10 protein-coding genes are annotated in these 12668 nt (G+C 45.4%); 5 read left to right on the forward strand and 5 right to left on the reverse strand.

Going from position 1 to position 12668, the window contains the following annotated elements; genetic code table 11:
• The first annotated feature begins 176 nt into the window (after positions 1–176).
• A complete protein-coding gene (locus CCC70_RS01345) occupies positions 177–1436 on the forward strand; it encodes an FKBP-type peptidylprolyl isomerase (protein WP_287084131.1) in 1260 nt (419 codons plus the stop codon).
• 106 nt (positions 1437–1542) lie between these two features.
• On the opposite strand, the gene CCC70_RS01350 is transcribed toward CCC70_RS01345, so the two are convergent.
• Together CCC70_RS01350 and CCC70_RS01355 are read right to left on the reverse strand one after the other, a co-directional pair.
• Positions 1543–2340, reverse strand: coding sequence for an HAD family hydrolase (locus CCC70_RS01350; protein WP_244095939.1), 798 nt, complete (start codon positions 2338–2340; stop codon positions 1543–1545).
• A gap of 10 nt (positions 2341–2350) precedes the next feature.
• Positions 2351–3565, reverse strand: coding sequence for a DUF4317 domain-containing protein (locus CCC70_RS01355; protein WP_287084132.1), 1215 nt, complete (start codon positions 3563–3565; stop codon positions 2351–2353).
• An 892-nt stretch (positions 3566–4457) separates the two neighbouring features.
• Between CCC70_RS01355 and CCC70_RS01360 the strand changes: the two genes are divergently transcribed.
• On the forward strand, positions 4458–5495 hold the full coding sequence (locus CCC70_RS01360; protein ID WP_287084133.1) for a hypothetical protein: 1038 nt from the start codon (positions 4458–4460) through the stop codon (positions 5493–5495).
• A 69-nt stretch (positions 5496–5564) separates the two neighbouring features.
• Here CCC70_RS01360 and CCC70_RS01365 read toward each other — a convergent pair whose 3' ends face one another.
• Together CCC70_RS01365 and CCC70_RS01370 are read right to left on the reverse strand one after the other, a co-directional pair.
• Complete coding sequence (locus CCC70_RS01365) at positions 5565–6209, reverse strand: orotate phosphoribosyltransferase (protein WP_147603191.1); 645 nt, start codon at positions 6207–6209, stop codon at positions 5565–5567.
• A 366-nt stretch (positions 6210–6575) separates the two neighbouring features.
• Complete coding sequence (locus CCC70_RS01370) at positions 6576–7028, reverse strand: Hsp20/alpha crystallin family protein (protein ID WP_278603416.1); 453 nt, start codon at positions 7026–7028, stop codon at positions 6576–6578.
• A gap of 510 nt (positions 7029–7538) precedes the next feature.
• Between CCC70_RS01370 and CCC70_RS01375 the strand changes: the two genes are divergently transcribed.
• Complete coding sequence (locus tag CCC70_RS01375) at positions 7539–9173, forward strand: glycoside hydrolase family 36 protein (RefSeq protein ID WP_287084134.1); 1635 nt, start codon at positions 7539–7541, stop codon at positions 9171–9173.
• A 15-nt stretch (positions 9174–9188) separates the two neighbouring features.
• Here the strand turns inward: CCC70_RS01375 and CCC70_RS01380 are convergent, their stop codons facing one another.
• Positions 9189–10034 carry an AraC family transcriptional regulator gene (locus tag CCC70_RS01380; RefSeq protein ID WP_287084135.1) on the reverse strand — a complete coding sequence of 282 codons (846 nt, stop codon included), beginning with the start codon at positions 10032–10034 and terminating at the stop codon, positions 9189–9191.
• 341 nt (positions 10035–10375) lie between these two features.
• On the opposite strand from CCC70_RS01380, the gene CCC70_RS01385 reads away from it, so the two are divergent.
• A complete protein-coding gene (locus CCC70_RS01385; protein ID WP_287084136.1) occupies positions 10376–11500 on the forward strand; it encodes an aldo/keto reductase in 1125 nt (374 codons plus the stop codon).
• Positions 11501–11549: 49 nt separating this feature from the next.
• Positions 11550–12641 carry a PTS transporter subunit IIC gene (locus tag CCC70_RS01390; RefSeq protein ID WP_015525523.1) on the forward strand — a complete coding sequence of 364 codons (1092 nt, stop codon included), beginning with the start codon at positions 11550–11552 and terminating at the stop codon, positions 12639–12641.
• Positions 12642–12668: the final 27 nt, after the last annotated feature.

Here is a 12668-nt window from a genome sequence, read left to right on the forward strand (position 1 = left end):
AAAAACATCCGGTTTGTGGATACCGGATATTTTCCCGGAAAGACTTGTGGATAATTTGTGAAATGTCGTGTAAGTTCGTGAAATTCCTTGCTCTTAAAGGTGAAAACGTTTATAATCAAGTATTATGGAATAAGAGCCGGACCGTGATTCTTATGGACGGATAGATGGAGGATGAAATGAGAAATTCAGTAAAGAAAGCGGCAGTTACTGCTCTTGTCTGCGTTACAGCGGCAGGAATGATGGCAGGCTGCGGAAATAAAAAACTCGATGGTACAAAGATCGCAGTGACAGTCAATAAGCAGGAAATCCCGTTTGGCGTTGTAAGTCTGGCAGCACGTATGCAGCAGGCACAGGCTGAGGCAATGTACAAGATGTATCTTGGCGGCGGAAGCGATATGTCTATCTGGAGTACCAAAATGGATGATGATTCCGATGAGACTTACGGTGAAAATGCGGTAACAACTTCTGTTGAAACTGTTGAAAAGATGTGTCTGGAGAAAGAACACGCTTCCGAGTATGATGTTGAAATCACAGATGATGAGCAGAAGGCTCTTGAGGAAGCTGCCAAGAACTTCATGGCTGCCAATTCTGATGAGACAATTGCAGAGCTTGCAGTTGATGAAGATATGGTGAAGACTTTCCTCGAGCTTGAAACATACGATGTGAAGATGAAGGATGCCATTGAAGCCAAAGCGGACGTGAAGCTGGATGAGAAAGAATATCAGCAGATGTCCTTCAGCTATGCAAGTGCAAAGGTCAGCGGAGATGATCTTTCCGATGATGATATCAAGAAGAATAAAGAGAATCTTCAGAAGTTCTATGACAAGGTTAAAGAGGATCCGGCTGCAGATTTCAATACTCTTGGAGATGAGATCTCCAAGGATATGACCGCAACAACCGGAACATGCCCTACCTATGAGGAAGGTGATGACAGTGCTGCCAACGGAACTACTTATCCGGATGAGGTTCGTACCGCTTTAAGAAAGCTGGACGAGGGTGCACTGAACGAGGAGATCATAAAGACAGATTCCGTATGGTATGTTGTGAGACTGGATTCCAAGAATGATAAAACTGCAACGGAGAGTAAGAAAGAGTCTCTGACAAACACCAAGAAGGATGATTTCTATAATGATACAACAGATGGCTGGAAGAAGAAAGCTGATATCAAAGAAGAGAAAAAATTGATCAAGAAGATCAAGATCACAGATAATCACAGCTATACGATCCAGACTCCAACTCCGACACCGGACCCGGATGTAACTGAGACACCGACAGCAGATTCTGCAGAGGCTGAGGCAACCGAGACACCGGCAGCTGAGGAGCAGACCGATGTGACCGAGACACCGGAGACAGAGGGAGATTCTGCAAAGGCTGATGAGGAGACTGCAGATAGTACAGAATCTGAGGCAGCTGCTACACCGGAAGCTGAGAAATAAGATACAATGTTTACAATGGAATGATAAGAGAAAAGACAACGAGCCGTGTACGGATTTATCGTACACGGCTCGTTTTTTGTAATGCTCATGCCTGCTTTACGGATCATCAGATCAGATCGAGATGCTCCAGTGCGTGAAGAATCCCGTCCCTGTCGACTGCGCTTGTCTGGTATGTGCAGTGCTTTTCGATGCCTCCGTAAGCATTTCCCATAGCAACGCCGACTCCGGCAGCTTTCAGCATGGGAAGGTCGTTGGGACTGTCTCCGAATGCGTAGCAGTTTTCCCTGGGGATGGAAAGGCGGTCCAGGAGAAATTCCATGCCTGTGGCTTTGCTGGTACCCTTTTGTGTGACTTCCCAGATTCCGTCTCCGTGATCAAAATAGGTGTAATGATCATTACAGAAGCTGCGGAATTTTTCGACATCGGAATCCGGCAGCATATGTACCAGGAATTTGTCATAAGAGTAAGTGCAGGCATCCTCCCGATTGAATTTCGTGATGTCGACCATTGGAATTTCTTTTCGCATTTTGACTCCGAATTCGGACTGGGCCGGAGATGCGCCATCATACAGGATCTCAGTGTTGGATTCAAAAATTGCCTCGATCTTGCATTTGCGGAGAAGGTCTACGGTTTCCTTGCACAGAAGATTTGGGACTGTGCGGAAAAAAAGCAATTTGTTGTCCATGTAAATGTGGGTTCCACAGCCGTATATATAGCCATCGAAATGAAGCTCTGAGAGTGCAGAGGGCATCATTACTTTGGTGCGGCCGGTGTTGATGAAAAGAAGATGACCGTTTTCATGGGCTTTTGTGAGGGCGCGGCTGGTGCTCTCCGGAACCTTGAAGGGGTGAGGCGTAAGCAGTGTGCCGTCTATGTCGAAGAACAGGATTTTTTTATCGTTCATAAGGTCTCCTTTAAAATGGGATTTCTTCTTCGGTGTTACTGTTATCAATGTCAGTAATATCATTAACAGGAAGCGGTTCTGCGGATGTATCTTCAACAGAGTTCAATGTGCTGACACGGATGCCGTTGAGTTCTATTTCACTTTCCATGGGGATCACAAGGCATTTTCGACCATCGATGATGCGGGTTTCTACCAGTTCTGCCCGGTCCGGTGCTACATGGATCACCACGTCAGGGGTTTTGATCTCGAATTTCCGGGTGTTGGTGATGTTGGATGCTACCAGAGCTGATTTCTCTCCTGCGGCAAGCTCATACTGTTCATCGAAGTTCTGGAGCTTTTCGTCTTCTACGCCGCATTCTTCGAAGAGACGTTTGACTTCGGATTTGGTGAGGACAACAGGTTCCGGTTCGTCCTTCTGGGATTCGATGAGATCGTTGAGCTTTTCGTGGATCTCAAGGACTGTGTCGTAGGCACAGTCATCACCAAGGGTTTCTTCCACCAGAGCATTGAAGGAGTCACGCTGGGTTCCGGCAGATAGTGGGGTGGTGCAGCCGAAGACTTCTTCCATCATGGTGGAGCGGAGATTTTCGGCGTTTTTGGTGTAGTAGAGAAGTCCGTGGATATCGGTACTGCGGTCGTTGAACTGTGGGAAAAGGAAGCCCCAGTCAGGCATTTCTACCAGCCAGTCCCGGATACGGTCTTCAATATTGTTTGTCTCTGCATTGTAATGCAGGCCTGCTTTGGAGAGCTTGACCGGGCAGATACTGCAGAGGATGTGATCGTAGATCTCATCGGAAGCGTCGAACATTTCGACACCGTCGGAGGATTTGCCGGGGATGTCGTAGACTGCGTGGATGAGGATGATGTAGTAGTTTTCACCGTAGTCGTAGTTTTCTATGATTCTGTCGTAGAAGGCTTCGGTGAGGGTGTCGTCGGTGAGTTTGCTTTTGCGGAGTTTCATGAGGAAGTTTTGGGTTCCGCCTTCGGTTTCCTGATCCAGGGGAAATTCCATGTTGATGAGATTTTTTCCGATGGTGCCGGTGAGGGTTTTTCGGAAGATGTCGAAGTATTTGAAGGTTTCTTCCTCTGATAAGGATAAGAAGGCTTCTTTGAGTTCGGTTTTTTTGTTTTTTTCACCGTCTACGTAGCAGCCGCAGATGCGGGTGATGGAGCAGCGGTCAGGGGTGAATTGTTTTTTTATTTCTGCGATTTCTTTTTTGTTCATGTGTGGTTTACCTCGGTTTTTTAATTAGTTTGATTATAGCACAGGTGTTTGGTTGGGGCAAGATGACACGGACGGACGTGTGAGATTTGCAGCAGAAGTCCGGGTGCCGTCGTTTCGCCTGGTCATACTAAGCGTCTGAGGTGTCTCACGGAGCGGCCGGCCCATAACTCGCCATGTACGCTGATGCGTACCTGGCTCAGACAGATGGGCCTTACCCTGCGGCTTGTGGCCGCCGGGTACCTCTCCGTGAACCACCTCAGACGCTAAGTATGGACCAAGGCTCACTCCAAAGCACCCGGACTTCTGCTGCAAACCTCACACTGTGCGGTCATGGTGGGAGGGATAGAGTGGTCTGACGGGAGTTGGATGAGCCATCAGCGCTGCGCTGGATGGCTGGGAGGAAAGGCTGAGTTTCCTTGTGTTTTGGAGGGGAGGTTGTGAGCGTCGGCGCGTTGCTGGACGCTTGTAGTTTGGACGCTTGAGATTCTATGTGTTTGTTAGGGAGGTTGTGAGCGTCGGCGCGTTGCTGGACGCTTGTAGTTTGGACGCTTGAGATTCTATATGTTTGTCAGGGAGGTTGTGAGCGTCGGCGCGTTGCTGGACGCTTGTAGTTAGGAAGATTGAGATTCCTTGTGGTTTGGAGGGAGGTTGTGAATGTCGGCGCGTTGCTGGACGTTGGAAGGTGGTGTCGAAATTTGGAGATGGTTTTTTGTGGTGTTGTGGTGGGATGTGTGATATGATTTGTGTATCTTATAAGATCTATCCATTTATTTGGTTTCTTTTTTGCTTCAATGTCTGAAGCGTTTTTTCAAAAATATTTATAAAAACTGTATACAGGGTTTCTGAAGTGTTTGGTTGATGGTATAATTGTATATACCAGAAGGAGTATTGTTTGAGAGATAATACGATTTTTGATGATGTTTTTCGTACTATGATGGAGAAAATGACGTTTCTGGTCGTGCCTTTGATCAATGATGTTTTTCATACATCATACCCGGCTGATGTGGAGATTGTGCAGCTGCGTAATGAGTATCAGAGGGTGGATGGTGAGATTATTACGGATTCGCGGCTGTTGATCGGAAACAGGATTTATCATATAGAATGTCAGAGTACGGATGACACGACAATGGCTGTACGGATGATAGAGTATGATTTTGCAACTGCTGTTGAGTTTGCCAGAAAGCAGGGACGGAGGTATCGGATGGAGTTTCCACGTTCTTGTGTGTTGTATCTGAGAAATAGTAGGAATACGCCGGATTTTCTGGAAGTGGATGTGGTTTTTCCGGATGGGGGATGTCATTTGTACAGAGTGCCTGCCATTAAAGTAGAGAATTATACAAAAGATAAGATATTTGAAAAGAGTCTTCTTATGCTGCTTCCTTTTTATATCATGCGGTATGAAAAAAGAGGGCATGAGATGAGTGAGGATCCACAACTTTTTCAGGAATTACTGAATGAATATGAAGTGATCCGGAGTAAACTGGAGGTAGAGATCACTGAATCTGGAAGGTCTGAACTGTTCAGTGATCTGATTGGACTGATAACTCGGATATCTGATCATATTTTCAGAAATGAGGAGAAAGTCCGGAAAGGAATAGGTGAGATTATGGGTGGACATGTTCTGGAACTGGAATCTGAGAAAAGGGCAAGACTGATGGCGGAAGCTAAAGAACAGGCTGAAGCACTGGGGCGAGAACAGGGAATGGCTCAGGGAATGGCTCAGGGAATGGCTCAGGGAATGGCTCAGGGAATGGCTCAGGGAATGGCTCAGGGAATAGCTCAGGGAATAGCTCAGGGAATGGCCCAGGGGGAAGAACGACTGAGTGTTCTGATCAACAGGCTTATACTTGATGATCGTGGTAATGAGATTCAGAAGGTTGTTACAGATAAAGAAATGCGTGAAGCCATGTACAGAGAATATCAATTATAATAAGAAAAGATAAAGAGAATCCCCCACTGGTTTTGCTATCCATGGGGGATTCGTTGATTGATCTGAATCTTATAATACAGAATATCCGTAACTGCTGACAATAGCATCGATCTTCTGGCGGTTTTTGCACAGTGGGCAGTTGTCAGAGCGGTAGGAGTGATAGTCCGGGATGTCTCTGGCCTGAAAGATAGAGTGGACAGGGAGTGTGGCTACACTGTCTACACTACTGTAGATGGCTGCCACGCCGCGGATCTTACCGCCATAGTACAGAACGCTTTCAATAGCTCGGTTCAATGTGGATCCGGTGGTGATGGAACCATTTAGGATGAGGATGTTTTTTCCATTGATCATTGGTTCATAGTTGTCGCGGAAGATCATCTGCCCGGTGCTGTTGAACTCGGGGGTGATGACGTAGATGGTCTGGTGTGCGTTCATGGAAAGGACGCCGGCTTTGGTCAGTTCTTCGGCGAGATAAGCACCGATCACTTCAAGTCCGTCCATGCAGACGATGGTGTCTACCGGAATGGATGCTTCGTAATTTGCTGCGAGAGCGGATGCAATACGCTGTGCTTCAGCGCATCTGGATTTCATAGTAGTGAGATCCAGGTAGTGTGTGATATGGGACTGGGATGTTACGAAGTGTCCCGGAATCATTTTAAGCTGTATGCGGTTGTCATTGCGTGCATAAATTTTTATGATGTTGTCCTGATCCATAATAAAAACCTCCTGTCGTGATCGTGTTTTACGTGGTTGTTCAGGAGAATTATCCTGAAAGATTACGAAACAGATTTATTTAACCGAATGCGGATCGCAAATATCCGATTAGCTGTGCATATTATACCATTAATTTCAAAAAAATGAAATAATATAATGCAAAATATATAAAAAATATTCAAAAAATCAAGCATATTTGTTAAAAAATATCCAATATCATGAAAACTTTGACAATAGGATCATTACTATGGAGTGAAAGTACTTGTGAGTACGTAGTAAATTGGAAAGAGAGTGTCATATATTATTGCGTATAAAAAAGAGGAGGAGAATCCCTATGGATCCTCCCCCTGTGAGAGTGAGTCAATGTCAGCCTTCAATAGATACATATTTATCAGCTTCAATCTCTTCAGCTGCTTTTTTCGGAATAGAAAGTCTCAGAACACCGTTCTCAAATTTTGCATGGACATCTTCGTTTTTTACACCATTACCAACATAGAAGCTTCTGCTTGTGCTGCCGGCATAACGTTCACGGCGGATATAATTGCCTTTCTTGTCTTCCTCGTCTTTGTTAAGACCCTTGGCAGCGGAGATGGTAAGATAACCATCCTTCAGCTGTACCTGTACTTCATCTTTCTTAAATCCTGGAAGATCTACATCCAGCTCATAGCCTTTATCTGTTTCACGTACATCAGTTTTCATGATATTTTTTGCATGTTTGCCATAAAGAGGGTTCTTTCCGCTAAAGAAATTATCTCTGAATCCAAAATCATCCATCCAGTCATCAAATAAGTTTTCTCCAAATACACTCGGGAACATCATAAGTCATTTCTCCTTTCAAATGAAAAGCCGTTCCGGTGGATCAAGAAATCCAACTGTTGCCGGTATATAGTTACCACTTCGGGTTATTCCGCAGTGGTGATCGTTTGGTTTTATTCTGAACATCTGGAAGCTCTTTTTTATCTTCTCCTTTGTTCTATATGTAATATAACATATGTTACTAGCAAAGTCAAGAGGTGAGTGCTAAAAAATTGTGAAGAATTTGTGTTCCGTAAAATGAAAAACTAATTTCTATCTTAGTCCTTTATGTTCTTATATTAAAAAGCGAATCGGACAAGGACTGAAAATCTTATGCAGATTGAACATTCTGCAATGTTATAATAACTTTAAAGCATAGAAAAAACCAAAAAAATCAATATAATAAGGCATATAGACAAAATGTATTAAAAAAATTTTTCGTACATTCTTCTGAGTTGAACAGACGATAGAAAGACAGTATTCATGAGTATGCAGGTAAAGCAAAATGTAAATGAAAAAGTACAGGAGGAGAGAATGATGCAGAAAAAATATGCAGATTTTAAGCTTGGGGTACCGGATTATGTAACAGTGGAAACAGAAGAGGAGAGACTTGTGTGCCAGGGAGGGCAGACGACAGTAGCTGCCGGTGCAACTACTGTGGAATTTCAGGACGCAGGTGAACATGAGGATATATTTGTCACATCCGAGGATGCAGTGAGATGTGTGAAGCTGAGATGGAACTACAAGATCCCGAAATCCGCCAGATTCCTGGGAGATGCCTGGGAACGTACCTATGGTGATGCGGAATGGCATGGAATGAGCGGAAACCGTTATCTGCCATGGTATTTTCTGGCGAAGCTTTCTGAGAAGGTTCTCTGCTTTGGCGTAAAGGTCCGTCCTTCTGCCATGTGCTGCTGGCAGGTGGATACCAAAGGAATTACTTTGTTTCTGGATGTTCGCTGCGGAAATACAGGAGTACAGCTGAAAGGAAGAAAGCTGTGTGCCGCACAGATCGTCTGCATGGAAGCAAAAGGAGCAGATACTTTTGAAACTGCACAGAAATTCTGTGAAAAAATGTGTACAGATCCGATCTTCCCGGAGTTTCCGGTATATGGAAGCAATAACTGGTATTATGCTTATGGTGACAGCTCCGAAGAGGAGATCTTAAGTGATACCGATTATATCCTGAAACTGACCGAAGGTGTAAAAAATCCTCCGTTCATGGTCATTGATGACTGTTGGCAGGAACATCACCGCCTGGATGAATACAACGGTGGACCATGGACAAAAGGCAATGACAGATTTCCGGATATGAAAGGTCTTGCAGACAAGCTGGAGAAAAAAGGTGTCCGCCCGGGTATCTGGGTCCGTCTGCTTCTTAATGAAGATGAGAATATCCCGGATGAGTGGAGAATTTCCTATAATGACTGTCTCGATCCGTCTCACCCGGATGCACTGGAATATATCCGTAAAGATATCGAGAGGATCTGTGATTGGGGATACACGCTGATCAAGCATGATTTTTCTACCTTTGATCTCTTTGGAAAATGGGGATTTGAGGCGAATTTAAGAGACAATTCCATGGAGAAATGGCATTTTTATGATCAGACCAAAACCAGCGCAGAAATCGTAAAAATGCTTTATCAGGAGATTTATGATGCTTCCCGGAGCAACAACGCAGTGATCATCGGCTGCAATACCATCGGACATCTCGGCGCAGGCCTGATGCATCTGAACCGGACCGGTGACGATACCAGCGGACGTATCTGGGAGCGTACCAGACGAATGGGCGTAAATACGCTGGCATTCCGTCTTCCGCAGCACAATACGTTTTACCATATTGATGCAGACTGTGTCGGTATTTTCGGAATGATCCCATGGGAGAAAAATCGTCAGTGGGCAGACGTTCTTGCAAAGAGCGGTACACCACTGTTTGTATCCGCAAAACCTGGAGTTTTGAATCCGGAGGAATTTGAGGACCTGCATCAGATCATGCTGCGTGCATCAGAACAGAAAGAGCATTTTGTTCCGCTTGACTGGGAAGAAATCGACTGCCCGGAGGTATGGGGAGAAAACGGCGAAACTATCACTTATGACTGGTTTGACAACGAAGGTCCGACCATGGATGCTGCGGTGGAATACTATAATGCCAAGGTAGTTGTTCCGTAAATCAGGAAAAGTGGTTCAGCAATCCAGAAGATCCTCGGCATGATGATATTTTTCCCGGTATTCCCGTGGCGTCATGCCGGTTTCTTTTTTGAAGGCACGGGAGAAGGCAAATGGATTTTGATATCCGCAGGAGAACGCCACGCTGGAGACAGGGATATCCGTGACGGTCAGAAGCTCCCGGGCGTTGATGATCTTGGCTGAAGTCAGGAATGCTTGGGGTGTGGTTCCAAGATGTTTTTTAAAAAGTCCATAAAGGTGGCTGCGGCTGATATGGAGATAGTCAGCAACATCTGTCACAGTGATATTCTGCAGCGGACTTTTTTTGATGTAATCAACAGCCTGTGTGATGTAAAAATTATCGTTGGATTCCATGGTGGTGTAGGAAGCATGAAATTCTTCCTCCAGCAGGGCAATGATCCGGTAAAGACCACTCTGGATATAGGCCTCACCGGAAGGCGTCAGTTGTGGATGAGCCATCATTTCAAGAATAGTTTCCTGATAGGGAAGAACCGAATTCAGCTGCTGGACCGGAGTTTCTTCAGTAAGATGGCAGTGTTCGCAAAGCGTTGGAGCGTTTTCCCCGTTGAAGCAGATCCAGATGTAAGTCCAGGGATCAGAAGGTTCCGCTTTGTAGAGAGAACTGGTCATAGGAGGAATGAAAAAGCACTGTCCGGCTTTCAAGGTATATTTCCGGTTGTTCATATAGAAATATCCCTGTCCGCTCAGCACAAAGTGAATGGTGTAATACCGCCGTACACCTGGACCATAGGACTGCTCCGGTGTACATTTTTCCCAGCCGCAGGAAATAAGATGAAGTTCTTTTGATGAAGTTTGGCGGTTCATGACCTGCTTGTTTTTCATGAGAGTTTTCTACCTTTCGATATATGGTTATTATAAGTAATATCAGTTTAAAATATTTGATCTGAGGTGTAAAGAACAAAGATGAACTGATAGGACAAAAGACAGTTGCCGTGCAATAAACGTGCGGCAGCTGTTTTTTATATCCTGGCGTTGTCTTGACACTTGTAAAAGAAAAAGGTTTACCGCCAGGAAAAATATCGTTATAATAGGAGAAACGCAGTTTCTCTGCGGCAAAAATATAACGGTCCGGGAGATATCTGTGTCAGAAATATTGCTTATCCGGTGATATATCAGATGATATGAGGAATTTTCCGGAATGGAATAAGAAGGGAGAAAAAAATATGGCATATTTAGGCGAAGAGATCAAAAAACTTGGTTTTGGCCTTATGAGACTTCCGCAGAAATCAGAAGATGTGATCGATGTGGAGCAGACCAAAGTCATGGTGGACAAATTTATGGAAGCCGGATTTACATATTTTGATACAGCATGGGCTTATGCAGGAAGCGAAGATGCTATCCGCGAAGCGCTGGTAGAGCGTTATCCGAGAGAAAAATATCAGTTAGCCACCAAGATGGCAGCCTGGATCAACTGCAAGACAAGAGATGAAGCTCTTGCACAGTTTAAAACATCTCTGGAGAGAACAAAGGCAGGATATTTCGACTTTTATCTTCTCCACAATCTTGGAGAGCACAGAACAAAATATTTTGATGAGTACGGTTTATGGGACTGGATCCGTGAACAGAAGGAAGCCGGTCTGATCAGACATGCAGGATTTTCGTTCCACTCCACACCGGAGGAGCTGGATGCACTTCTCACTTCACATCCGGAAATGGAATTTGTACAGCTGCAGATCAATTACGCAGACTGGGAAAATCCGGCGATCCAGTCAAGAGCCTGCTACGAGGTAGCCAGAAAACATGGAAAACCCGTCATTATCATGGAACCTGTAAAAGGCGGCATGCTTGCAACTCCGCCGGAAGCAGTGGAAAAGCTTTTGAAGGAAGCAGAGCCGGAAGCATCCACAGCATCCTGGGCGATCCGTTTTGCGGCAAATCTGGAAGGCGTGATCACCGTACTTTCCGGAATGAGCAATGTTGCACAGATGGAGGATAACCTTTCCTTTATGAAGGATTTCAATGGCCTTACTGACAGTGAGAAGGAGACTCTTGATAAGGCAAGAGAGGCTATGAGCAAAATTCCTCTGATCCCATGCACAACCTGTAACTACTGTGCAAAGGTCTGTCCGATGGAAATCGGAATTTCCGGTTCTTTTACAGCAATGAATTATCTGACATTGTACGGAAATAAAGCCGCCGCAGCGCATCAGGAAGACTGGCTGGTAGTCAGTCATGGCAGAAAGCGTGCAGATGAATGTGTAAAATGCGGACAGTGTGAGGAAGTATGTCCGCAGCATATTTCCATCCGCGAGGAACTTGAGAAAGTAAGCGAGGCTTTTTGCAAATAAAGGAACTGATCCGGCAGGAAGCGGATCAGGGTAAGGAGAGAGTTTAAAAATGGAAAAATTCAAAGCATTTCTGAAACGGAAGGATATTGAGATCTCTCTGAAGAGATATGGTATCGATGCACTGGGAGCTATGGCACAGGGACTTTTCTGTTCCCTGCTGATCGGTACGATCATCAACACCATTGGCACACAGTTTCACATTCCGTTTCTGACTATGGCAGTTGCCACAGTCAATGATACCCAGTACACAGTAGGTTCTCTGGCATCTGCCATGAGCGGCCCTGCCATGGCAGTAGCCATCGGTTACGCCTTGCATTGCCCGCCGCTGGTATTGTTTTCGCTGATCACCGTTGGATTTGCCTCCAACGCACTTGGCGGAGCAGGCGGTCCTCTGGCTGTACTGTTTGTTGCCATTGTTGCAGCTGAGATCGGTAAGGCAGTTTCCAAGGAGACGAAGATCGATATCCTTGTAACGCCTCTTGTAACCATTGGTGTGGGCGTAGGCCTTTCCGCATGGTGGGCACCGGCCCTTGGAAAAGCTGCTATGAAGGTAGGAAGCGTGATCATGTGGGCAACAGATCTGCAGCCATTCTTTATGGGAATCCTGGTTTCTGTATTTGTTGGAATCGCACTGACGCTGCCGATCTCTTCTGCTGCGATCTGCGCGGCTCTGGGACTTACCGGACTGGCAGGCGGCGCTGCAGTAGCGGGCTGCTGTGCGCAGATGGTAGGTTTTGCGGTCATGTCCTTCAGGGAAAACAAATGGGGTGGCCTTGTCTCTCAGGGAATTGGAACTTCCATGCTTCAGATGGGTAATATTGTCAGAAATCCAAGGATCTGGATTGCTCCGATCGTAACATCTGCTATCACAGGACCTATTGCAACCTGCTTGTTCAGGCTTCAGATGAACGGAACTGCTGTATCCTCAGGAATGGGTACCTGTGGTTTTGTAGGTCAGATCGGTGTGTATACAGGATGGATGAATGATATTGCAGAAGGAACCAAGACAGCTGTTACAGCTATGGACTGGGCGGGACTTTTTCTGATATCTTTTATTCTCCCGGCAGTTCTCTGCCCGTTGATCAATATGTTTGTACGTAAGCTCGGATGGGTGAAAGATGGAGATATGACGCTGTCATAAGCTATATCAGATCTTACTTTAAAATCA

It is taken from the genome of Blautia sp. LMAG:89 (genome assembly GCF_008679485.1).
In the GTDB taxonomy this organism is placed as follows: Bacteria; Bacillota; Clostridia; order Lachnospirales; family Lachnospiraceae; genus Blautia_A; species Blautia_A fusiformis.

Excerpts from the sequence above, each read along its gene's own strand:
- CCC70_RS01345 (WP_287084131.1), top strand. The coding sequence starts at position 177 with ATGAGAAATTCAGTAAAGAAAGCGGCAGTTACTGCTCTTGTCTGCGTT.
- CCC70_RS01350 (WP_244095939.1), bottom strand. The coding sequence starts at position 2,340 with ATGAACGATAAAAAAATCCTGTTCTTCGACATAGACGGCACACTGCTT.
- CCC70_RS01355 (WP_287084132.1), bottom strand. The coding sequence starts at position 3,565 with ATGAACAAAAAAGAAATCGCAGAAATAAAAAAACAATTCACCCCTGAC.
- CCC70_RS01365 (WP_147603191.1), bottom strand. The coding sequence starts at position 6,209 with ATGGATCAGGACAACATCATAAAAATTTATGCACGCAATGACAACCGC.
- CCC70_RS01370 (WP_278603416.1), bottom strand. The coding sequence starts at position 7,028 with ATGATGTTCCCGAGTGTATTTGGAGAAAACTTATTTGATGACTGGATG.
- CCC70_RS01375 (WP_287084134.1), top strand. The coding sequence starts at position 7,539 with ATGATGCAGAAAAAATATGCAGATTTTAAGCTTGGGGTACCGGATTAT.
- CCC70_RS01380 (WP_287084135.1), bottom strand. The coding sequence starts at position 10,034 with ATGAAAAACAAGCAGGTCATGAACCGCCAAACTTCATCAAAAGAACTT.
- CCC70_RS01385 (WP_287084136.1), top strand. The coding sequence starts at position 10,376 with ATGGCATATTTAGGCGAAGAGATCAAAAAACTTGGTTTTGGCCTTATG.
- CCC70_RS01390 (WP_015525523.1), top strand. The coding sequence starts at position 11,550 with ATGGAAAAATTCAAAGCATTTCTGAAACGGAAGGATATTGAGATCTCT.